The organism is Brevibacterium sp. FME17 (assembly GCF_014897515.1).
Classification (GTDB): domain Bacteria; phylum Actinomycetota; class Actinomycetes; order Actinomycetales; family Brevibacteriaceae; genus Brevibacterium.
Genome location: NZ_JABUYD010000012.1, coordinates 104,749 through 127,385, shown reverse-complemented (window position 1 = coordinate 127,385; position 22,637 = coordinate 104,749). Strand labels below are relative to the sequence as shown.

Annotated in this window: 20 protein-coding genes, 1 tRNA gene, 1 other RNA gene and 1 pseudogene; 11 read left to right on the top strand and 12 right to left on the bottom strand. The window is 62.5% G+C overall.

The features are described from left to right. Positions 1-108: 108 nt before the first annotated feature. Positions 109-633 (top strand): annotated as a pseudogene (locus INT40_RS21370) (hypothetical protein); the annotation flags it as partial. Positions 634-708: 75 nt separating this feature from the next. Further along, the gene (locus tag INT40_RS20975) at positions 709-1,323 is read left to right on the top strand and encodes a site-specific integrase (protein ID WP_319021987.1); all 615 of its coding nucleotides are present in this window, start codon (positions 709-711) and stop codon (positions 1,321-1,323) included. Positions 1,324-1,408: 85 nt separating this feature from the next. Here the strand turns inward: INT40_RS20975 and INT40_RS12515 are convergent. Continuing rightward, positions 1,409-1,493 (bottom strand) — tRNA-Ser (locus INT40_RS12515). A 161-nt stretch (positions 1,494-1,654) separates the two neighbouring features. Here INT40_RS12515 and ffs point away from each other — a divergent pair. After that, positions 1,655-1,750: signal recognition particle sRNA small type (gene ffs, locus INT40_RS12510), an RNA gene on the top strand. A gap of 181 nt (positions 1,751-1,931) precedes the next feature. Further along, positions 1,932-3,389, top strand: coding sequence for an Ig-like domain-containing protein (locus INT40_RS12505; protein ID WP_096146593.1), 1,458 nt, complete (start codon positions 1,932-1,934; stop codon positions 3,387-3,389). Here the strand turns inward: INT40_RS12505 and INT40_RS12500 are convergent. Further along, positions 3,379-4,407 (bottom strand): iron-siderophore ABC transporter substrate-binding protein, encoded by a 1,029-nt coding sequence (locus tag INT40_RS12500; protein ID WP_096160282.1) that lies wholly within the window; start codon positions 4,405-4,407, stop codon positions 3,379-3,381. The genes INT40_RS12505 and INT40_RS12500 overlap by 11 nt on opposite strands. 193 nt (positions 4,408-4,600) lie before the next feature. Between INT40_RS12500 and INT40_RS12495 the strand changes: the two genes are divergently transcribed. Beyond that, positions 4,601-4,939: a helix-turn-helix domain-containing protein gene (locus INT40_RS12495; protein WP_009883194.1), complete on the top strand. Its 339-nt coding sequence runs from the start codon at positions 4,601-4,603 to the stop codon at positions 4,937-4,939. 18 nt (positions 4,940-4,957) lie between these two features. Here the strand turns inward: INT40_RS12495 and INT40_RS12490 are convergent, their stop codons facing one another. The 5 genes from INT40_RS12490 to INT40_RS12470 all read right to left on the bottom strand — a co-directional run bounded on the left by INT40_RS12490 (position 4,958) and on the right by INT40_RS12470 (position 8,765). Next, positions 4,958-5,245: an SHOCT domain-containing protein gene (locus INT40_RS12490; RefSeq protein WP_101638777.1), complete on the bottom strand. Its 288-nt coding sequence runs from the start codon at positions 5,243-5,245 to the stop codon at positions 4,958-4,960. A gap of 118 nt (positions 5,246-5,363) precedes the next feature. Further along, entirely contained in the window at positions 5,364-6,038 is a 675-nt protein-coding gene (locus INT40_RS12485; RefSeq protein WP_101638776.1) for a response regulator transcription factor, read from the bottom strand. Beyond that, positions 6,035-7,435 (bottom strand): sensor histidine kinase, encoded by a 1,401-nt coding sequence (locus INT40_RS12480; protein ID WP_101638775.1) that lies wholly within the window; start codon positions 7,433-7,435, stop codon positions 6,035-6,037. The genes INT40_RS12485 and INT40_RS12480 overlap by 4 nt, the downstream gene beginning before the upstream one ends. A 92-nt stretch (positions 7,436-7,527) precedes the next feature. After that, positions 7,528-8,109, bottom strand: coding sequence for a ClpP family protease (locus tag INT40_RS12475; RefSeq protein ID WP_069599611.1), 582 nt, complete (start codon positions 8,107-8,109; stop codon positions 7,528-7,530). Continuing rightward, positions 8,106-8,765: a ClpP family protease gene (locus tag INT40_RS12470; protein WP_009883199.1), complete on the bottom strand. Its 660-nt coding sequence runs from the start codon at positions 8,763-8,765 to the stop codon at positions 8,106-8,108. Before INT40_RS12470 ends, INT40_RS12475 begins: the two co-directional genes overlap by 4 nt. 182 nt (positions 8,766-8,947) lie before the next feature. Between INT40_RS12470 and INT40_RS12465 the strand changes: the two genes are divergently transcribed. Further along, positions 8,948-9,235 (top strand): hypothetical protein, encoded by a 288-nt coding sequence (locus INT40_RS12465; RefSeq protein ID WP_226823736.1) that lies wholly within the window; start codon positions 8,948-8,950, stop codon positions 9,233-9,235. 191 nt (positions 9,236-9,426) lie between these two features. Further along, positions 9,427-10,239, top strand: coding sequence for a YidC/Oxa1 family membrane protein insertase (locus INT40_RS12460; protein WP_009883201.1), 813 nt, complete (start codon positions 9,427-9,429; stop codon positions 10,237-10,239). 84 nt (positions 10,240-10,323) lie between these two features. Here the strand turns inward: INT40_RS12460 and INT40_RS12455 are convergent, their stop codons facing one another. The 5 genes from INT40_RS12455 to INT40_RS12435 all read right to left on the bottom strand — a co-directional run bounded on the left by INT40_RS12455 (position 10,324) and on the right by INT40_RS12435 (position 17,061). After that, on the bottom strand, positions 10,324-12,876 hold the full coding sequence (locus INT40_RS12455; protein ID WP_193096182.1) for an ATP-dependent Clp protease ATP-binding subunit: 2,553 nt from the start codon (positions 12,874-12,876) through the stop codon (positions 10,324-10,326). Positions 12,877-12,986: 110 nt separating this feature from the next. Continuing rightward, a complete protein-coding gene (locus tag INT40_RS12450) occupies positions 12,987-14,774 on the bottom strand; it encodes a P-loop NTPase fold protein (RefSeq protein WP_193096181.1) in 1,788 nt (595 codons plus the stop codon). A 48-nt stretch (positions 14,775-14,822) separates the two neighbouring features. Then, positions 14,823-15,644 (bottom strand): DUF3152 domain-containing protein, encoded by an 822-nt coding sequence (locus INT40_RS12445; RefSeq protein ID WP_319021986.1) that lies wholly within the window; start codon positions 15,642-15,644, stop codon positions 14,823-14,825. 59 nt (positions 15,645-15,703) lie between these two features. Beyond that, on the bottom strand, positions 15,704-16,372 hold the full coding sequence (locus INT40_RS12440; RefSeq protein ID WP_193072006.1) for a VOC family protein: 669 nt from the start codon (positions 16,370-16,372) through the stop codon (positions 15,704-15,706). Then, positions 16,360-17,061 carry a VOC family protein gene (locus INT40_RS12435; protein WP_193096180.1) on the bottom strand — a complete coding sequence of 234 codons (702 nt, stop codon included), beginning with the start codon at positions 17,059-17,061 and terminating at the stop codon, positions 16,360-16,362. The genes INT40_RS12440 and INT40_RS12435 overlap by 13 nt, the downstream gene beginning before the upstream one ends. A gap of 221 nt (positions 17,062-17,282) precedes the next feature. Between INT40_RS12435 and INT40_RS12430 the strand changes: the two genes are divergently transcribed. From INT40_RS12430 to INT40_RS12415, 4 genes are read left to right on the top strand one after another with little or no spacing between them, the layout of a single operon-like run. Further along, positions 17,283-18,992: a TIGR04028 family ABC transporter substrate-binding protein gene (locus INT40_RS12430; protein ID WP_193096179.1), complete on the top strand. Its 1,710-nt coding sequence runs from the start codon at positions 17,283-17,285 to the stop codon at positions 18,990-18,992. Further along, positions 18,989-20,074, top strand: a complete 1,086-nt coding sequence (locus INT40_RS12425) for an ABC transporter permease (protein WP_193072003.1) — start codon at positions 18,989-18,991, stop codon at positions 20,072-20,074. The genes INT40_RS12430 and INT40_RS12425 overlap by 4 nt, the downstream gene beginning before the upstream one ends. Further along, complete coding sequence (locus INT40_RS12420) at positions 20,071-20,946, top strand: ABC transporter permease (protein ID WP_193072002.1); 876 nt, start codon at positions 20,071-20,073, stop codon at positions 20,944-20,946. Before INT40_RS12425 ends, INT40_RS12420 begins: the two co-directional genes overlap by 4 nt. Then, positions 20,943-22,634: a dipeptide ABC transporter ATP-binding protein gene (locus tag INT40_RS12415; RefSeq protein WP_193072001.1), complete on the top strand. Its 1,692-nt coding sequence runs from the start codon at positions 20,943-20,945 to the stop codon at positions 22,632-22,634. The genes INT40_RS12420 and INT40_RS12415 overlap by 4 nt, the downstream gene beginning before the upstream one ends. Positions 22,635-22,637: the final 3 nt, after the last annotated feature.

Below are 22,637 nucleotides of genomic sequence, written 5' to 3'. Positions count from 1 at the left end.
ATGGTGTCTATCCTTCCAGGCTTGCTTGTGTACAAGCCAGATTAGATGTCACCAACCCCTGCATCAGTCCCTTCAGGAAGTACGTTCCAGGCTTGAAGTTCCCCGACAATGAATAAGAAGCGGGTTACGCGATCGTTTGAGGGTTCGGTGTCGAAGTACACGAGGACGAACAAGTCCGGCACCATCACCAGGCACCGTTGGCAACTGTGGATTCCCGAAACCCCTGGTGATCCGAACAGTGCACTTAAACGAGTCGGAGCAGGCGGCTATGGGACACGCGAGGAAGCCCAGGACGCCCTTTCAGACGCACGCAGGGACCACGAAAGCATCAACACCAGGAAAGCGCCTCTATTAGGCCCCTACGCTGACCAATGGATTGAAGGGCTGAGGTTGGCAGCGTCGACGATCGCCGGCTATAAACGCTCCCTGAAACACATCACGCCGACACTCGGGAAGAGGGCACTGGACACGATCACGCCGTCCGACATCAGCCGGCTATATGCGCAGCTCGAGAAGACTGGGCGCATCGACTCGAAACACAAGGGTGAGGGGTTGTCTGCGAACACGATCGCGAAGATACATGTGACCCTATCTCAGGTTCTAATGTCCGCAACTGCGGACGGGTGGATTCGATCGAACCCGGCGAAAGCACCGACAGTGAAATCTCCATCACGAAAACAAGTGCGGGCAGCGAAGAAGGAAATTCGAGTGTGGACTGCGGACCAGCTGCGTTCGTTCCTCGAATGGGACCGGAATGTGTACGACGATGATTTCTATACGATGTGGGCAACGGTCGCCGGAACCGGGCTGCGTCGTTCGGAAGTTCTGGCGCTGCAATGGCAGGACATCGCCGGCAATCGCATCTCTGTGCGTCGTGCTTTAGATACTGAGGCGCGGGATAGTCTCAAGACGCCCAAATCGGGGCATTCCCGCGTCATCGACATAGACGACGGACTCACGGCGACTCTCGCCGCATGGAGGTCTCTACGGGCCGAAATCAGCCTTGACTATGCGCGGGGTGAGGCGTTGGTGTTCGGGAACTTGGGAGGCGGTACTCGGTCGCCCAATGAGGTGTCTCGACGGTGGCGCACAAGGGTTGCTCGAGCGCAGCAGGACATCGACGTCCCCACGATCACGCTGCACGAGGTTCGGCACACTCACGCAACTCTTCTCCTGCAGGTCGGGGTGCATCCTCGAGTCGTTCAGGAGCGGTTGGGGCACGCGACGATCGACATCACAATGAACACCTACAGCCACGTTTTACCGACGATGCAGGAAGATGCGGTTCAGCGTCTCTCCATGCTGATGCAGGGCGAAAAGTAGTCGGGAGCACACCAACGAGCACACGACGCTCAAAAAAGTAAGCCCCTCACCTGAGTATTCCCAGGTGAGGGGCTTCTTCTCTCTGCGGAGGATAGGGGATTCGAACCCCTGAGGGCGTTAACCCAACCCGCGTTCCAGGCGAGCGCCATAGGCCACTAGGCGAATCCTCCGCGAGCCAGCCTATATGAGTCGTGTCGACAATGCGAAATCAAGATGGCCAAGTGTGAACCATCACACTAATCACAGATAGAATCCCCTCCAGTCCCTGCCGCACCGGACCTGGCTTCGGACCTCGTTTTGTGCCTCGAGGATGCTCTCGACTACACTGATCGATGGCTCCCCGTGCGGCGTCATCTTGTGAACTCCCCCAGGGCCGGAAGGCAGCAAGGGTAAGCGAGCTCTGGCGGGTGCACGGGGAGTCCTTCGATTCTCAAGGTTACAATTCCACAACTCCCCCTCCCCTATGTCAGTCCAGGTCAGGGCCCATCTCAACGACGATAAATGGCCTTTTCCCGAGGAATTCAGCCACTGCTTTAATACTTTCGTGATTTGGCTTCACTAGCATGGTCTGTAGCTCTCATCCCTTTGCTCGAACGAGGATCCCTGTTTTGTCACCCAAGAAGATTCACGGGGCGGTTGCTGCCCTTTCAGCACTCGCTCTACTCACGGCCTGCACCCCGGCAGACTCTGACCCCGACGCGACTCGCGATGGTGCGAAGACGGCCGAAGCCGAGGCCGCAGCCGAGCCGGTGTTCCGGATAGGGAGCGTCTCCGAAGCCGAGGCAGCCCAGGCGACGGAACAGGGCTCGTCGGCGAAGGCTTCGAACTCCACCGCCTCGGCTACGCCCACCAGCACACAGACTTCTGCTCCCCAGCAGACCGGCGAAGTGGTCGAACCCGGTGCAGAGACAACAGCTGCCCCCGGCGAGCGCATCAGCCTCAGCGTCGAGAACGCGGCGCTGAGCGACATCTCCATCACCGAATCCGACCACCCGCGCATCAAGACCGATCCCGGAGTCTTCTTCGACACCGCCGGGAGCGAACTCGAAGCAGCAGACAGCACCGAAGACGCGAAGGCGGGATCTTCGACTCCAAGCGAATCAGCCTCAGAAGACTCAGACGCGATCACCGCCCCCGACGACGCCGCGGCCTGGATGTCTGCCTACGACCTCGTCGCCGACAGCACATACGAGCTCTCGGCCACAGCCACCTCGGCGGATGGAGAGGAACACGATTTCACCTCCACGGTCACGGTTTCGGCCGGCGACGCCTCGCCGATGGCGGTGCGCACGATCCTCTCCGATGACCAGACCGTGGGCGTCGGAGCTCCGATCATCCTCACCTTCGGATCCACGGTGGCCAAGAAGTACCGTGACGACGTCGAGCACCGCTTGTCGGTCAAGGTCACGGACAACGATGGGAAGAAGCGCAAAGTCGAAGGCTCATGGGCCTGGCTGCCTGATGACCCGCAGTCGCGACTGCACTTCCGTCCCAAGGAATTCTGGCCCGCGCATTCGAAGGTCTCCGTCGACGTGCCGCTGAAGAACGTTCCCACGACCGATGACACCGTCGGCCAGAACGATCTCACACTCGATTTCGACATCGGCCGCAAGCAGGTCGTCAAGGCCGACGCCAAGACCCACCGCATGGTCGTCACGCGCGACGGCAAAGAGGTCATGAACTTCCCGGCCTCATTGGGTGCTGCGAAGTCCCCGTCCTACAACGGAACCCATGTGGTGATGTCCAAGGCCTCGGACTACACGATGACCTCCGAGCAGTGGGACTACGAAACCGATGTGCGCTGGGCCGTGCGCATCCACAACAACGGAGAGTTCATCCATGCCGCGCCCTGGTCTACCGGAGTGCAGGGGTCGGCGAATGTCTCCCATGGCTGCATCAACCTCTCGACCGAACGGGCCAAGCAGTACTACGACTCGGCGATCTTCGGCGACCCGGTCGAGATCACCGGTTCGAATGCCACCCTGTCGACCGCAGCCAGCGACATCTCCGACTGGGTCTATGAGTGGGATGACTGGAAGAAGATGAGCGCGCTGCCTACTTCTTGACGTTCTCTGCGGCCTTGTCGATCATCGGCACATAGCGCTTGAGCGTCCATGGGACGGTGAGCGGGTTGATGATCGATGAGGCTGTGACGAACGGCTGGTCTTCGGGCGCGACGACCGCGCCGGACTTGATCGCCGGAATGTTCGCGTACACGCTCTGTGCCTTGATCTCCTTCTTGCTCTTCTCATCGGAGTAGAACGTGAAGATGAGGTCGGAGTCGTCGAGTTTGTCCGCGTTCTCCAGCCCGATGAGCGCGGAATCCGTACCCGGGGCGTCATAGTTCTTCTTGAGTTCGTCGACGACGGGGTCAGGAGTCAGACCCAGAGCCGAGACCATCGCCACTCGCTGCTCGTTGGGGTAGAAGACTCCGAGGGTGCCCGGTCCGTCGTTGTAGATGTAAGAGAACGTCAGTCCCTCGTATTCGGGCCGCTTGGCCTCGGAGAGCTGCGTCTTGATGTCATTGACGAGCCCCTCGGACTCCTTCTCCTGCCCCAGAGCCTTGCCGATGGTCGTGATCTGCTCGTCCCATTCGATCGTCCACGGCTGCTTGGGGTAGGCGACCGTAGGGGCGATGGCGTCGAGCTGCTTGTACTGATCGGCGGTGACGCCGGACCATGGTGCGAGGATAACATCAGGTTCGAGCTCGGCGATGGCTTCGACATCGAGCTCGGTATCTCCCTGGAACTGCTTCGGCAGCTCCTCGCCCTTCTCTGTCACGGCTTCATGGATCCACGGCATATAGCCGGTGTCATCGCTGCCCCAGGCGTACTCCTCCATGCCGACAGGTGTCTTGCCCAGCGCGATGGCGGTCTCGGTCGACCCCTGCCCGAGGGTCACGACGCGCTTGGGCTCGGCCTCGATGACGGCCTTGCCCAGTGCGTGTTCGATCGTGACGGTCTGGAAGTCGTCGGAGGCTGACTTCGCAGAATCCGCCGAGTCCTGGCTGCAGGCGCTCGCGCTGAAGGCGAGTGTGACGATGGTGCCTATGGCCATGGCCCGGCGAGTGAGATGAGCTGACATTCCTGCCCTTTCGTCGGTGAGGGTCGTGGTCGACCTCTCCACTTTAACAAAGGACAGCCTAACTTAACTTCGCGGCCTGGATGCAACTCGACCGCGCGTTGGTCCCGCTCAAGGACATGGCGGGGCAGCCGGCATTCGTCTGCTCAGAGCAGAAATCCGCGTCAACCTCGTCGATTCCTCCTAGGATCGCATCATGGATGCACTTCACGTCACAGATGCGTACGCCGACCGGACTCCGGCGCTCCTGTGGCGCGAGATGCTCGGGAGGGTGCTGCGGCTGCGCCGCACCGAGCTGGGCCTGACCCTGGCTCAGGTCTCACGCCGCTCGGGAGTCTCGACCCAATACCTGTCCGAGGTCGAACGCGGCCTCAAGGATCCCTCTTCGGAGGTCATCGAGGCAATCGCCATAGTCCTCGGCCTCGCACTCCCCCAGGTGCTCGTCCTCGCCGCCGGCTCAACGCCGACAGCCGCGCCCGCGACGGTGCCCGCATTCGGGCTCACCGGACGGGCGCAGCTGTCCCTCGTGGCCTAGTCACACCGGCCGGGTGCCTCAGCTTGTACCCGAATCGAGGCGATTGGCCCTGAGAACCTCGAGTCTGCCTCGGTACTCGGCCTCGTCGATGTCACCTTGGGCGAAACGCTCGGACAGTGTCGCCTCCGCGTTCTTCGTCGACCCGAATCGGCCCTGACCATCTGCCCAGGGCGGTCCCCCGGCTTGGCGCCAACGACGCCGAGTGAGCGTGATGATGAGAGTGACGACCAGTCCGATGATGAGCACCCAGAAGATCGGGATGAGGAACAAGAACGGCCAGGCCGCGGGTCCGTGTTCCATGTTCATAATGCCTCCTTGTCAGGAATCCACGTCGCTCGTGGATATGACATCAATCCAACTCCTGCAGCCGCCTCGGCGAATCCCCCGCTGGGAGTCACTTCGGGTACTCGCTGAGGATGAGCTCCTACTGTTCGCGCAGCCAGCCCGGGGAGACCAGCCCGGACTCATAGGCGAGCACGACGAGGTGGACCCTGTCGCGTGCGGCGACCTTGCTCATGATGCGCGAGATATGGGTCTTCGCCGTCAGCGGTGAGAGCACCAGCTGCGCCGCGATCTCGTCGTTCGACAGTCCCTGCCCGACGAGGGCGAGCACCTCTCGTTCACGTTGTGTCAGCACGTCGAGATGCTTCGCCGGCTCCGCCCGCAGTCCCAGGGACATCCTCGACAGGAGGTATCGGGTCACCTCCGGTGAGAGCAGCGCCTCCCCCTCGGCGACGACGCGCACCGCTCGGATCAGGTCGACCGGTTCGGTGTCCTTGAGCAGGAATCCGCTGGCACCCGCCCTGACCGCGCGCACGATGTACTCGTCGAGGCCGAAGGTCGTCACCAGCACCACCCGAACGTGCCCGAGGTCGGGATCGGCTGCGATCGCCTCGGTGGCCCACAGTCCGTCACCGTCGGGCATCCGAATGTCCATGAGCACGACGTCGACCGGCGTCGCTGCCAGTTTCTCCAACAGCTCTTCCCCGCCGGAGGCCTGCACACTCACGCTGATGCCCGGTTCCGCATCCAACAGCGAAGCGAAGCCGGCGCGAACCAGCTGGTGATCATCGGCAATCGCCACCGAGATATCGTTCATGCCTGAGCCTGCCGATCTGTTCGTCCGTGTCCGCTGGTCCAGGGCAGCCGGACGCTGATGTGCGTGCCGTCCCCGCTCGCCGAGGTGATCGCGAAGGTTCCGTGGAGAAGTTTCGTCCGCTCCCGCATCCCGATGATTCCGGTGCCTTCGTCTCGCCCGTGCATCGCGTTCTCTGTTCCCTGGCCATCGTCACTGATCTCGAGGTGCAGGAACTCGCCTTCACGGAAGACTCTGACGTTCGCCTGGCTGGCGGCAGCGTGGCGGACCATATTCGTCAGCGCCTCCTGCACGATCCGGTAGGCGGCCGCATCCGCGGCACTGCCGGGATTCTCTCGAGTACCGTCGGCTCGGAGCTCGCGCCGGTCATCGAGGTGGATGGCTGGTCGCCCGGTCATTGCGGCGATGAGTGCCGGCAGCTCGTCGAGGCCCGGCACTGGGGCCAGCGGCTCGGCTGCGCCTGCGTCGGCACTGGCCGCGTCAGTGCCGGCCGCGTCGGAGTCGAGATCGCTTGGGCCGGCAGCATCCGAGCGCATCGTGTGGAGCACTGAACGGACCTCGTTGAGTCCCGTTCGACTCAGCTCCTTGATGGCGGCGAGCGCCCGTCTGGCCTGCTCGGGGTCCCGGTCGATGAGGTGTTCGCCCACACCGGCCTGCACGTTGATCTGGGACAGGGAATGGCCCAGCACATCGTGGAGGTCCCTGGCGATGCGCAGCCTTTCGGCCGCAATCACCTCCTGGTGCCGGGCCTGCGCCTCCTCGGCCGCGAGCCTCCTGCCTTCGTGCCTGCGCCGAGCGAAGGCTCCGATGCTCAGGGTCATCAGCAGACCGATCGTCGCAGAGGCCACACGCCCCACCGACCAGTCGACACCGAGGAAGGGACCGAGCAGCAGGGCACCCAACCAGACACCGGCCGCCGAGGCGATGGCCCAGATCTGATGACCGCGGACCATGGCCACGACGAGAGCGAAGAGGAACGCCGCATAGAACGGTGTCATCTCAGGTCCGGTGAGCCCCTGCGCCCACATTCCGCCCGGACCCTCCCCAGACCAGGGACGATTACTTGGACCGTGGCTCCACGCACCGGACAGGCTGGATCCCGCCAGTGCGGCCCAGACGACGAAGTCAACCAGCGTCAGCCCGGCGATGATCGCGACTCTCGGGCCCGGCCATCGTGCACAGAGTAAGAAGATCATCGGGGACAGCAGGGCCACGGCGATGCGCACGCCCCCGGCCAGGGCATCGACACCATCGTGGGTGGCCATGAACACGGCGAAGGGCAGCTGCAGGAGCAGGGCCAGGACGCTCAGGGCAACCAGGAGCAGCCGAGGTCGACGACGGACGCGACGATCAGCATCGGGATCGCTCGCCTCGGCGGCGGCACGCCAGGATCGGCTCATCCTCCGATCGTAGTCACTGACACCGGATTCAACGTCGTACCACGGGAGTATCCGACCGGACTTCCCGCGGAGTACCGCGGCCCGGGAGCAACTCAGAGGATCTGATCGACGAGGCCGAAGTCCCGGGCCGCCTGCGCATTGAGCACGAGATCCCGGTCGAGGTCGGCATGGATCTGGTCCACACTGCGCCCGGTGCCCTTCGCCAGCATCGCCTCAACATCTCGGCGCTGCCGGGCGATCTCGTCGGCGGCGACGATGAGATCGGGGATTGCCCCGCGAGCACCCTCGGCATGGGGTTGGCGCAGCACCGCTCGAGCGTGTTCGAGCATCGAACGCTGACCGGGTTCGCCAGCTGCCAGGAGCACCGCGGCATCAGCGGCCGCCTGCCCCACGCAGATGGTCGCCACGGGCGCACCGATGTGGTGCATCGCGTCGTAGATGGCGGTCATGGCCGTCAGCGATCCGCCCGGTGAGTTGATGTACAGCTGGATCGGGAGTTCTCGGCTGCTCGCCTCGAGGTGGAGCAGCTGGGCGATGATCGTATTCGCCACCCCGTCATCGATCGGCACTCCGAGGTAGATGATGCGGTTGCCCAGCAGGTGGGAATACACGTCGACGATCTTCTCCCCGCCACCCGAGCGGTCAACGACATTCGGAATCGTGTACTGGCTCATGGCGCACCGATCCCGCCGCGCAGATCGGCCGGGGACTCGACGATGCGGTCGATGAGCCCGTAGTCCAGTGCCTGTTCGACCGTGAACCACCGATCGCGCAGGGAGTCCTCGAAGACGCGCTCATAGGTCTTTCCCGTCGCCTCGGCGATGCGATGCAGGACCGTGTCCCGGACGGTGCGCAGGTCCCCGGACTGCAGCTCGATGTCAGCGGCCGCTCCCCCGATGCCCGATGATCCCTGGTGCAGCAGGATCCGGGCGTGGGGCAGGGCGAGTCGTTTGCCGGGGGTGCCCATCATGAGCACGAACTGCCCCGCCGAGGCGGCCCACCCGAACGCCACCGTGACCACATCGTTGGGCAGAGTCTCGATCACATCGGCGATCGCGTGCATCATCGGCACCGATCCGCCCGGTGAGTTGATCCACAGGTGGATGTCACTGTGGGAGTCTTCGGCGGAGAGGAGGATGAGTCGCGAGATGATCTCCATGCCGTTCTCATCGCGCAGCTCCCCGTTGAAGACCACCGAACGGTAGGCGTAGAGCATTCTCTGGGACTCGGGGATGCGGGTCGTCGTCGTGGACTCGTCACCGTCGGCGAACCTCGGCGATGGTGAGGTGGGTCGGTTGTGAGCATTCTGATGTGCGATTCGTGTGTTCATGCCTCCACACTGGAGCTGGCTGTGCCGAGTCGGAAGTCTTTTCCGCCTTGAGCAGGAGGGTGCCGCTGTGAGCGGACGGCGTGCCTGTGCGCCCGGTGTGATGGTGCTGCCGTGATAAAATCGGGCGAGAAACCCCGACTGTGTCAAGGGAAGGCCGAGACGGAATGATGCTGAATCTGTGGATGACAGTTCAGTTCATCGTGGTGCTTCTCAGCGCCGATGCCGATACGGTCATTCCTCAGTCGTCGATGCATCTGATCGTCCTCGTGCTGCTCGGTGCGGCACTGCTGTCGCCGGTCGCACCGTGGTTGGCAAGGGCTCTCTTCAGGTTCCTTCCTCAGTCTCCTCGCGGTCTTTGGGGACGGGGAGAGCGAACCGAGGTTCGCGAATTCCGCATGCCCGAGGAACCCGGCACTCCGGGCACCGCTCAAGCCAGAGCCCCCTCCTTCGTCGTCCGCTCCTTCGCCTGACCGACGACGTGATCTCCGTGCTCCTCAAGCACGGTCGCCGACGCCACTCCTGCCTGTTTCCCTAACGGATCCCGCCTGTGGTGTCGCCCTGCGTCGTTCGGTCGTTGAACGTCCATGACGACATCACCACTGCTGCTCAACGCTGCACGGCCGAATTGCCTGCATCGGCAGCGCCCAGGAGGGCCATCACCATGAACATCTACGAATTTCCACCCATCGAACTGCTCGTCAACGCCGCCTATTGGGTCGTCACCTGGCTGACGACTCTGCTCGAACCATTGGCTGGCACCGCAAGTGCTGCGCTGGCGATCGTGGTGCTCACGATCATCGTCCGCGCCGTGCTCATCCCCGTCGGGCTCTCACAGGTCAGAGCCGGCATCACTCGCAAACGCCTCGCACCGAAGATCACCGAGCTGCAGACCCGGTACAAGAAGACCCCCGAGCTTATGCAGCAGAAGATGATGGAGCTCTACAAGGAGGAAAAGGCCTCCCCGATGGCCGGCTGCCTGCCCGTGCTGGCCCAGATGCCGGTGCTCATGGCCGTCTATGGAATCTTCATCCAATCCACGATCGGCGGGCACGCCAATGACCTTCTCAACCATTCCCTGCTGGGCGTCCCCCTCAACGCCGGCTTCGTGGGTCTCCTGACCGGAGGGAACCTGAGCGTGGTCTCGGCCGCAGTCTTCGGCGTCATCGTGATCATCATCGCCGTCGTCGCTGCCCTCTCGCGGCATCTGCTCACCCCCGATATGCCGCAGACCCCGCCCGTCCGGGCGTCTGGCAGCCAGAACTCCACCACCGAGGGACCCGCCATGCCGGACCTCTCAGGCGTGACCAGGGTGCTGAGCTTCATGCCCTTCATGACCGCGGTCATCGCACTGTTTGTGCCTCTAGCTGCCACGCTCTACCTGATGACGACGACAGCCTGGACCCTGACAGAGCGCCTCGTGCTCAACCGTGTCCTCAAGGTTCACGAGCAGGAAGAGGCAGTTCCTGCCGCATGAATGAAGCGGGGCCGGACCGGAAGACATCGCTTCCGATCCGGCCCCGTGCCGTGCAGGTGATCACCCTGCACAGGCGGCTCTGCCTCAGACTGCCACAGGAACCTCGGGTGATTCCGCGACCACTCGCAGTGTTCCGTCGTCAACCGTGGCGCTGACCCTTCCGCCTTCGGACACTGTCTCGTTGACGAGGAGGTCCGCAATGCGGTCATCGAGCTCACGCTGGATCACGCGGCGCAGCGGACGGGCACCGAACTCGGGTTCGTACCCGGTATCGGAAAGCCACTCCACAGCATCCTCGGACACGGTCAGGCCGATGCCCTGGTGCGCCAGACGCTCGACCGAACGCTCCAGCTGAAGACGGACGATGACGCGCAGCTGCTCACGATCGAGCCGCGAGAACATCACGGTCTCGTCGATCCGGTTGAGGAACTCGGGACGCATGAACTCCTTGAGCTTGCCCATCACCTTTGCACTCAGGTCCTTCTCGGTGACCTTCGCATCGGTGGAGCTGAAGCCCAGCGGGGTGCTGCCGGACATGAACTCGGAGCCCAGGTTGCTCGTCATGATGATGACGGTGTTCCGGAAGTCCACGGTCCGGCCCTGACCGTCGGTGAGACGACCGTCGTCGAGGACCTGGAGCAGCAGGTTGAAGGCGTCCGGGTGAGCCTTCTCGACCTCGTCGAGGAGGATCACCGAGTACGGCTTGCGCCGAACCTGTTCGGTCAGCTGTCCCGCTTCGTCGTAGCCGACGTAGCCGGGAGGCGAACCCACCAGGCGTGAGACGGTGTGGCGTTCCCCGAACTCGCTCATGTCGAATCGGATCATCGCCGACTCGTCATCGAACAGGGTCGCGGCCAGAGATTTCGCCAGCTCGGTTTTGCCCACGCCGGTGGGTCCGAGGAAGAGGAAGCTGCCGATGGGACGGTTCGGATCTCCCATTCCCATCTGGGACCGGCGCACGGCCTTCGACACTGCCGTCACCGCGTTGTCCTGACCGATGACGCGACCGTGGAGGATCTCTTCGAGCTTGGCCAGCTTGGCCTTCTGACCCTGGGTCATGCTTGCCGCCGGAATCCCGGTAGCCCGGGAGACGACCTGTGCAATCTGGTCGGCGTCGACGACGCTGGGCTTGGTGTCGGCCTTAGCCTGCACCGCACTATCGTCCGGGTTCTCTTCGGCATGCAGCTTCTCCCCGAGGCTCATGACCTCGTCGCGGAGTTCCCCGGCACGCTCATAGTTCTCTTCGCTGATCGCGGTGTTCTTCTCGGCCTCGAGCCGTTCGATCTCTGCGCGCAGAGCCTTGGCATCGACCTTGGGCCCGCGCTGCAGCGACAGCCGGGCACCCGCCTGATCGATGAGGTCGATCGCCTTGTCCGGCAGGAACCTGTCGTTGATGTAACGATCGGAGAGCTCCACCGAGGCGCGGATCGCCTCAGGCGTGTAGGTCACGTTGTGGTGCTCGGCGTAGCGGCCCTTGAGTCCGTCGAGGATTGTCACAGCATCCTCGATGTTGGGCTCGCCGATGCGCACCGGCTGGAACCGACGTTCGAGGGCGGAGTCCTTCTCAATCGTCCGGTATTCCTTCAGCGTGGTCGCACCCAGCAGGTGCAGATCTCCGCGAGCCAGCCGGGGTTTGAGGATGTTGCCGGCATCCATCGAGTTGGATTCGCCGTTGCCGCCTGCCCCGACGAGGGTGTGGAGCTCATCGACGAAGATGATCATCTCACCGTCGTCAGCGATTTCGTCGAGGGCACCGGTCAGGCGCTCCTCGAAGTCACCGCGGTAGCGTGTGCCCGCAAGCATTCCCGGCAGATCAAGTGAGATGACTCGTTTGCCCGACAGCTGCGCTGGGATTTCACCACTGTGGATGGCCTGAGCCAGTCCCTCTGCGATCGCGGTCTTGCCGACGCCGGCCTCGCCGAGCAGCACCGGATTGTTCTTGGTGCGGCGGGCCAGGATCTCAATGGTCTCCTGGATCTCCTCGGCACGTCCGATCACCGGGTCGAGTTCACCGTCTGCTGCCAGAGCCGTGAGATCCGTGCCGAATCGCTCGAGCATGGTCTCTTCCGGCTGGCCTGTGCCGGGTCCGCCCTGGGGGTCACCGGCCTCGGCGGCTTCTGCTCCGGCCTGCAGTCGCTCCTGCGTCACGCCCGCCTGGGCGAGGATGCGACCGGCAGGCATCTCGTGATTGAGTACGAAGGCGAAGAACAGGTGTTCCGGATCAACGTAGGTCGAGCCGAACGCCCGCGCCACCTGGTAGGCGTCGAGAAGCGCACGCTGACCGGAACCGGTCAGAGTCAGTGGGCCCTCGGGCTTCGTGCTCGAGGATGCGGGCAGACGCTCTTCCACGGCATGGGCGACCTGTTCGGGGTCAGCGCCCGCTTGGCGAATCGCTGAAACACCGGGTTCTGTCTCTGCCATGGTGCGCAGAATGTGCAGAGCGTCGACCTCCCCCTGACCGTGCTCTCGGGCATAGTCAGCGGCGTTGTCGATGACCTCGTGACTGCGTTTGCTCAGCAGCTTGTTGATGTCGACACTGCGCCCCTGGCGCGCGCCCTGCTGTCCCTGCAGAAAACGCGCAAGGAACTCGTCGAATGAATCTCCGCCAGAACCGGCGGATCCGAAGAACGTAGCCAATCTGACCTCCTGTCGAAAGTTGAGCCTATACGACTCAATCAACGACGAAGGCGGTGGTCTTATTCCCGCAGCAGCTCTGCGACTTGTGTCTCAGCCCTTCGAAGGCCACCTTATCGCCTGCTGCAACCAACACGGTCATAGGCAAATCGGAGGATGCGCTTGAGTTGTTCAAACTTCTCGTCGGCAACGAACTGATCTTCCAGCCCGTCCAAGATAACGGTCCCGTTCCAGTCGCCAGCCGAGCCTTCGACCTGCTTAAGCTGATTAACAAAACCTTCAGGCAAATCAGCCGCGCCGAGATCACCAGAGGACGTGTCAAACAAGGTCACTTCGATACGCAATGTCTCAATTTTTGGACGAATACGCATAATCGCGTAGACGACAGTATTTCTGCGATTCGTCGACCGGGAGAATCTATAATAGTGAGGCATCTCCTGTGAGTTATCTTCGTCGCCAAAGTCGGATAGATTCTTCGCTCGTTCAAATGCGTCCCGAAGATAATCTGGAGCTAAATCGTAGGTGATTCGAAGCCGGCCACCACTCGGTTCTTGAGCTGTCAATTCGTCTGCCCCGGGGTCTCGAGTCGTCTCCTGCGCCACCAACATCACAGAAAGCACATCGTCTGCCTGCACATCTTCACCTTCATCTAAGAAAAGGGTACTGAAAAACTCATCGAGAGCTTCCGCACCGTCCTCGAGAAGTCCAAAATCAGACTTGAACTCAAGACTTGATTCCTCTTCACCGACGCCTGCGATCTCACCCTGCGGTACAGCCTGTTGGTTGCGTCTCCAAGAAGCTAAGAAGTCATCAAATTTTAGCTTCCGCCAGGAGTCCGAATTTTTATCGGCTCGCTTCCTAACCTCAAGATCTTTCTGTAATGCCAAAAAGACAGTCGGCCACGAGATCCTTAAAGCCAACAATTTGAGTGCAGTATTTCGCATCGGCTCCTCGATGTTGGCAATCGCGGAAGTTATCAGATACAAGTTGATTAAACGCTTCAGTTGGCGCGGGTTGGATCTCAGACCCAAACGCAGAATCGCCTTTAAGTCATCCTCTGAGACCCCGCTCAGGAAACTGCTTACTTCATCCCAGTTATTAATAACATGCGAAAATTCGAGATTGTCAATCTGCGGAGTCGGAATATGAAATGGCACCTGAACTATTTTCTCAATAAATTGGTCTGCATCTACATCCTTATATTTAGCTCTAATTGCATTTGTCAAATATCGATAGTCAAGGGCTAGAACGAAAACTATCCCTTCGATGTCAGTGAGCACATTAATGGCCTCAACAACGTCTACTACTGCTTCTGGTGTGCACCTATCGAGGTCGTCGATGAATACGATGATTCGTTGATCCGACGGAAGCTGTGAAGCAATGTCACTGAGCTGCTCAAACGGTTGCAGCGCCGCCTCAGCATCAGTCGATGCGCTCGCGTCCTGCGGCTGCATACTAAAGTTCAACCCCCACGCCGAGATCTGAACAGACTTGATGACTTGACGGATCACAGACAGGGTTTTTTTCAGACCCTCTCGAACCTGTGCAGATACCCCGTCAGTTTGTGTCCGTCGCTCAACCGCGCTCTCGATCCTTAGTAGCATCGACAGAGTCACTGCGCCCTTATCTGCGTAACGCCAAGCATCAAAGTCCACCAAGATTGGGCTATACCCCAGCGCCGGCTGGTTGCGTTCAGGAGGGACGCCTAGCTTGCCTTTCAGCGCTTTAAGAAGTGATGACTTGCCACTACCCCAATCTCCATACAATGCAACGGTGAACCGTGCAGGATAACCACCAAGTATCGCCCGAGCAATAACATCAACGTACGTTTCAAAACCTAGTCGTGGATCATGAGTGGGAAGATCGACAACTATAGGCAGTCGTTCACTGGAAGTAATCATATTTTTAGCCTCTCCATCTGCTCTCCATCGAGCCAGCTTCGTATCAGACTAGCCCTTAGAAGGCCACCCATTGGGTTCACAGCCCTGCAGGCCCTTGGTCTGCTGCTGCATGAGCGGTGCGGTTTTGCCTGTGCCTGGGCAGGGTTCGTGGCTGTGGCCCAACGCGTGGCCGACTTCATGGTTGATGAGGTATTGACGGTATTGGGTGATGTCATCGAACTCATCTGTCGCCGAGACCCAGCGTTTGGCGTTGAGGATGACATTGTTGCCGTTGCGGCAGGAGAGCTTGCCCAAGGTGCGCAGCGGAAGGCACATCGAATCCACGGTGTCGGGGCTGGCGATGGAGATCATCGCATCCTCACCCTCGTCGACCATTTCGATCGACACATCATCGAGGTCCTGCCAGCCGCGCTCGTCCTGCAGCGTCTTGATGATGAACGCCGCGGCCCCGTCGACGTCGATCGGCAGATTGTCCTCAACCCGCAGCGCGACCTTGAAGGTCTTGCCCTCGTCACGGTTGGGACCGGTCTCCTTCTTCGGACGGTCCCAATCGCTGCTTCCCTTCATATCGATGTCACCTTCGCTGACACCGGCCGAACCAGCCGACTTCGCAGCGGCCGCCGCAGACTCCGATGCACTGGTCGTGCTCGGCTGACTCGTTGCACTCGGCGTCGAGGTCTCGCCGACTGCGACGGTCTCGCTCTGGGAAGGACCAGGTCGCGTCTCCTGCCCCGAGTCGGGTGCGCAGGCGCTGAGCCCGAAGAGCAGAGACGCCGCAACCACCGCCGAGGCGGCTCGCCGCTGACCAGTCGTGATCAGGTGACGTGTTGTGAGCAGTGGGCGCGGTGAAAGGCGGGGAAGTCTCGACACTCTCATGAGTCTAGCGTTTCCTCTCCGCCCACCGACGAAGATCGTCGCCTAGTCTGCCCTCAGAATTCGAGGACACCGCCGGGACCGCGCAGGCGTGCATGCAATCGGTGCTCGTTGCCTTCAACTACCTGGGTATCGCTGGCACCAAGCACCTCAAGAACACGGCGGGTCGCCTCGGCGTCCGAGGATTCTATGGAGAACTCTTCCAGCTCCACCGTCGGCAGAGCTGCCTCGGCGGGGTGGGTCGACTCGCCCCAGTCGATGAGGAAGGGCTGTGTGCCCTTGGCCGGCAAAGGGGCCCGGGAGGTCAGACGCCATTCCAGCAGCTCCCCCTCGGCAGTCTCCCGAGACATGTCGCGGACCTCACCGAAGTCGATTCCCTCAGTATTGGCTCCGGCGACCTTCGCGAGGAATGCGTGCGGATGGATAGCCCAGGTCTGCAGGGTCAGGCCATCGGCCAGATGTGCGTCCAGCGGCAGCGTGCCGTCTGCCGGTGGCGTCTGCTGTGGATCCGGGCCCAGGATCTCAAGGTAGGTGTGGGTGCCGGCAGATCCGCCTGCAGAGTTGAGACCGACAAGATAGTTGGCGGTTCCTCGGCCAGGGTGTCGCCCACCGGCGACGGCGCGGACTCCGGTGATGCGCTCGAATTCAGCGACCCCGGCTTCGAGCTCGGGCACCGTGATGATGAGGTGGTCAAGATTGGCGGGAATCGTACTCAGATCGTCCATGATCCACCGGGACCTTTCAGTGTGGCGTGCAGGGCTTCTGTGACCCCTGCCTCAACCTCGATGGTAGCCCCCAAGGATCTCAGAACTCTGGATGTTGTGTCTACATCCGTACTCGTCGCCCAGAACCGCTCGAGGCCGACCACAGGCATCGGTTGCCGCGCGGGGTGCGGAGAATCCTTCCAATCAATGAGGAACGGCTGAATTCCACCCAGCGCCAATGGTGCCCGCCTCGTCAATCGCCACTCAAGAAGCGTGCCCTCCGGTGTGCGGCGGGACATGTAATGCACCTCGCCGAGGTCGACGTTCGGTTCTTTCGAATGCGCGGCCGGCTGCAGGGAACGTGCACACGAAGTCACGACTGCGTCGAAATCGGCCGGATGGATGGCCCACCGCTGCACCGTGGGCTCGGTGATCCCCGCTAAGCGCGAGGCGGCAAGGGCTGGGTCCTGCTCGGGGTCGGGTCCGAGGATTTCGATGTAGCTGTCGCGATGAGCGTCGACGCTCACGTCTTCGACCGCGACGCCGCCCGCTTCGACCTTGAGGCCGAGCAGGGCGTTGGCCGTACCCAGGCCCGGATGGGTCCCGCCAGGAATAGCCTTCACCCCAACGAGATCGTGATATTGCTCAACACTTTGTGCAAGATTCGGAACGGCAATGACAAGATGGTCGAAATCTGGAGGCAGCGACATGACTCAATATTAAGCGATCGGATTGACTGCCAGTATGCCGATGCGCTTAACTCAAAGCATGCAGACACACTCAGGGCCCCAAATGCTGTGGCGCCGACTTCACATCGACCTCCAGAAGGTCACCAGCTCCAATTGTTGAGCTATATCAACGACTAGTTGAGCGACCTGAATAACTGTCCACAGCCCGATCTCGGTTTCATCTGCACAAAGGACCACATTCCATGACGGACCTCCGTCCCTCCACCTCGGCGAGCCCCAGGCGAACCTACGGCCGCCGCAATTTCCTCAGCCTCGGGCTGGGCTTGGGCACCATCATCACGCTCAGCGCGTGCACCCCCACCGACGACGCTCCTCTGCCCAAAGACGGCAACCCGGTGCAGGGCGGTGTCCTCACATACTTCGAGCCGCAGACGTGGACGCTGCTCTACCCGCCCTCGGTCGGGTTCTATCCCAATGGCGGCATCATGAACAACATCTCCGCACGGCTGCTGTGGCAGGATCCGGAGACCCTCGAACTCCACCCCTGGCTGGCCACGGAACTGCCGGAGATCAACGAGGATGCCACCGCGTTCACCTTCACGATTCGTCCGGGCGTGACCTACTCCGACGGCTCAGCGCTGACGGCGAAGAACGTGGCGAAGAACTTCGACCTCTTCGGCAAGGGCGATGAGGCGCGCACGCTTCCGGTCTCCGAACAGATCTCGAACTACGATCGCAGCGAAGTCCTCGGTGAGAACACGGTTCGCTTCCACTTCAGCGCCCCCTCCCCCGGCTTCGCGCAGGCGACATCGACGATGAATGCAGGCCTGCTCGCAGATTCGACTCTGAGACTCGACGCCGAGGGCTTCGGTCCCGGCGGTGCCACCGGAATCCACACCTGCGGGCCCTTCCACATCACCGAGGAGACCATCGGCACGAAGCTGTCTGTGCGGGTCCGCGAGGACTACGACTGGGCGCCACCGCACCTGAAACATCAGGGCCGGGCCCACCTCGACGGCATCGACTACCTGACCAACAACGAGTACTCGGTGCGCATCGGCGCCGTGCTCTCCGGGCAGGCCGACGGCGTCCGCGACGTCCAAGCTCCCGACGAAGCACGAGTGACCGAGCAGGGTCTGCGCCTCTATGCCAAGGCCACGAACGGCATCAACAACAGCGTCAACTTCCGGTTCCGGCACAAACTGCTTGCCGACCTCAGGGTCAGGCAGGCGATCATCGCCGCCGTTGACCGGCAGGAGATCGTCGACAAGCTCTTCACCCCCAACTACCCCTTGGCCACCGGACTCCTGGCCAAGGGTGCGATGGGCTACAAGGATCAGTCGGGATCGTGGGTCCACGATCCGAAAGCGGCGAACCGACTCCTCGACGAGGCGGGCTGGGGCGAGCGCAATGCCGCCGGCTTCCGCATCAAGGACGGCCAGGTTCTGGAACTGTCGGTCAACATCGCGTTGCCGCAGCCACGGTCGAATGAGGTGCAGACGCTCATCCAGCAGCAGCTGCGCCACGTCGGCGTGCGCCTGTCCATCAACCCCGGTGACCAGTCGAAACAGACCCTGGATGCTCTCGACCTCGACCGCGTACAGATCTACCATTCGATGGTTGCCCGCGCGGACTTCGACAATCTGCGCTCGAACTACTCCTCGGTCAACCGTGACGTCTTCCTCAATGGCAAGGACCGCGACGACGCCGCTGATGAGAGCATTGATCCCGAGGTCGACCGACTGCTGGACGAACTTGCCTCGGAGCCTGTGACGAAGAATCGGCAGAAGGCTGCGGAGAAGGTCCAGGACTACCTCGTCGAGAACGCCTATGTGCTGCCGTTCTTCGAAGAGCCGCAGGTCTTCTCCTTCCGTCGCCGGGTCAACGGTTTCGCGACCGAACCGGTGGGCCGTCCCGACTTCTACAGCACATGGTTGGCAGGTCAGAAATGATCCTCGATATCCGCTACCTCTTCCTGCGCCTGGGCCAGGCCCTGCTGGTCCTGCTCTTGGCGTTCACGGCCGCATTCATCCTGCTCAGCCTCATCCCCGGCGACGGTGTCACCGCCCGGTTCGCGGACCCCGCACTGGGCCTCTCGGCCGATCAGATCGCAGCGATCCGCACCGAGACCGGGGCCGATGAATCCTGGATCAGCCGCTACTTCCTCAGCCTCGGCGGGTTCCTCACCGGCAACTTCGGCTTCTCCGTCCAGACAGGTGCGGCCGTGTCGACGATCATCGCCGCCGCCCTGCCCTCGACCGCTGTGCTCGCCCTGTCCGGATTCGTCTCCGCCCTAGTGCTGGCAGTGGTCATCGCGGTGCTGGCGACCTACGGCCCCTTTGCCTGGCTGCGGAAGGTCCTCGACTCGGTGCCCAGCCTGTTCATCTCGATTCCCGTGTTCTGGTTGGGGATCCTGCTCATCCAGATCTTCTCCTTCCAGTTCGGTCTGGTCTCCGTCGTCTCCCCCGGCCCCGCCGAGGCACTCGTCCTTCCGACCCTGACCGTGGCAGTCCCGCTCTCGGCTCCCATCGCGCAGGTCCTCATCCGCTCCATCACCGACGTCAAGGCCTCCGGGTTCGTCAAGGTCACCGCGGCGAAGGGTGCCAGTGAGCTGTGGATCCTTGTCCATGCCGTCGCCCGCAATGCGGTCCTGCCCGGGCTGACGATCATCGGTCTGGTCTTCGGTGAACTCGTCGCCGGTGCCGTGGTCACCGAGACGGTGTTCGGCCGCAACGGCATCGGACAGATCACAGCCCAGGCCGTGACCCACCGCGACAATCCGATCCTCTTGGCCGTCGTCGCCATCGCGACCCTGGCCTACGTGAGCATCAACCTCATCGTCGATCTGCTCTACCCCGTCATCGACGTGCGTCTGCGCACTCAGCCAGGCGTCACCTCGGCGGGCAAGAAGCCTGCCGACGAACCCACCCGCCGAGCGCTGACGACGACCGCTGCCAGCGTCGGAGTCGACCTGAGCTGGGACGAGGCACCCGGAACACCCGGGACGTCCACGACGAAAGGCGGGGACTCATGAGCCTCATCGACACCTTCTCTCGCGCTCCGGGCACCTGGACTTCGCGCCCGGAAGCGCAGCGACGCGGCCGCACTCGCAGAAGCATCGGTCCCACCACGGTCATCTCCGCTCTCGTCCTGCTCATCGCCGTCCTGTGGGCACTCTTCCCGGGACTGTTCACCCACCATGATCCCAATGACGGAGGAACCACTCCTGCACTGTTGGCCCCGAGCCTCGACCATTGGTTCGGCACCGACCAGACCGGGCGTGATGCGTTCACCCGCGTTGTCTACGGCGCGTCCCAGTCGCTGCTGGCCGCCCTGGTGGCCGTGGGTGTGGGTCTCGTGGTGGGAACGGCGATCGGACTCATCGCCGGCACTCGCCGCGGCTGGCTCGACGATGTGCTCATGCGCTTCATTGACGTGCTGCTCTCGATCCCCGCGATCCTGCTCAGCCTCTCGATCGTCATCGTCTTGGGCTTCGGCACCATCAACGCGGCCATCGCCGTCGGCGTCACCGCCATCGCCCAGTTCGCACGTCTCTCAAGGTCAGAGGCGGTGCGGATCAACACCAGTGACTTCGTGGCTGCGGCTTACGGTTCGGGCGGCACCTTCTTATCCGTCCTGTTCCGCCACATCCTGCCCAACTCGATTTCGCCCGTGCTGTCCCTGGCAGTGCTGCAGATCGGGTCCGCGATCCTCCAGATCTCGACGTTGGGCTTCCTGGGCTACGGCACTCCCCCGCCTACACCGGAATGGGGCCTCATCATCGCTGAGGGCCGCAACTTCGTGGCCACCGCCTGGTGGCTGACGGTGCTGCCCGGTTTCGTCGTCATGGCCATCGTCCTGGCCACCCACCAGATCGGCAACACCCTGCGAAAGGCGACATCATGACCGAGTCCGTCCCCCTGCTGTCCGTCGAGAATCTGCGTGTCGCCTACTCACTCCGAGATGAACCTGCAGCACCAGCCGTCGATGGCGCCTCCTTCGCCGTGCGGCCCGGGTCGATGACCGCGGTCGTCGGCGAATCCGGGTCCGGCAAGTCCACGACCGCGAATGCGGCCATCGGCCTGCTCCCGGAATCCGCGCTGATCACGGGTGGGCACATCCGCCTCGGCGAGGTCCATCTGGGTTCACTGGGGGCCAGCGCCTGGCGTGGGATCCGCGGCAGCCAGATCGGCTATGTGCCCCAGGACCCCGGCAGCTCGCTCAATCCTCTGCAGACCATCGGGAAATCCGTCGCCGAGGCGCTGCGGATCCACAAGCGCGCCGACCGGAAGTCCGCCCGTGCCCAGGTCATCGACCTGCTGGCCAAGGTCGGCATCGATCGGCCCGAGATGCGCGCCGACCAGTTCCCACACGAACTCTCCGGCGGCATGCGTCAACGAGTGCTCATCGCCTCCGCCATCGCTCTGCGCCCGCGTCTGCTCATCGCCGACGAGCCGACCTCGGCGCTCGACGTGACCGTGCAGAAGCAGGTCCTCGACCTTCTCGATGAGCTGCGGGAAGAGACCGGGATGGGTGTCCTCTTCATCACCCACGACCTGGCTGTCGCCGGTGAACGTGCCGATGAGGTCGTCGTCATGCAGACCGGACGCGTGGTCGAGACCGGCCCGGCGGCTCGAATCTTCTCACGGCCCGCCACCGACTACACCTCACGACTCCTCGCCGACGCTCCGGCATTGAAGACGAAGTCACGCCACCGGTCTGCAGCCCCCGATGCACGCGCCGAATGGGAGGCCTCCTTCGTCTCTGTCGAGGGCCTGACCCAGGTCTATGCCCGAAACGATGACCAGGTTATCGGCGTCGACGATGTGTCACTGAGCGTCGAACGCGGAACCACCCACGGGATCGTGGGCGAATCCGGGTCAGGGAAGACGACGACAGGCAAGGCACTGGCCGGCTTCCTCACCCCTCAGGCCGGACGGATACGCATCGGCGAATTCGACACCACCGACACGTCACGGGGCCACGGTGCCCGGGCTCGCCTCCGGGACTTCCGACGCACGGTCCAGCTGGTGCACCAGAACCCGTATTCGGCGCTGGACCCCAAGCATTCGATCAGGCAGATCCTCACCGAGCCACTGCGTAACTTCCGCATCGGGACCCGCAGTTCACACCCTTCTCTTGTCGCCGAGGCTCTGGACAGGGTGGCATTGCCGATCGACTTCCTTGACCGGCGGCCCCAGGAACTCTCCGGCGGTCAGCTGCAGCGTGTGGCGATCGCCCGTGCCCTCATCGCGGGGCCGAAGCTCGTCGTCTTCGATGAAGCGGTTTCGGCCCTCGACGTCACCGTGCAGGCCCAGATCCTGACCCTCCTCGACGACCTTCAAGCGGAGCTGGGTCTGACTTATGTCTTCATCTCCCATGATCTCGCGGTCGTGCGACAGATCGCTGATACGGTGTCGGTGATGTCGCGGGGGCGCCTGATGGAGAACGGACCGACGGAGGACCTCTTCGCGCGCCCGCAGACCCACTACACACGTTCCCTCCTCGCTGCGATCCCCCGCCCCGTGATGCTCCACGGCGACGGGGAGAACATCGCGAAGAATCCGACAGTGCTCGCAGCAGCAGAAAGATGAGAC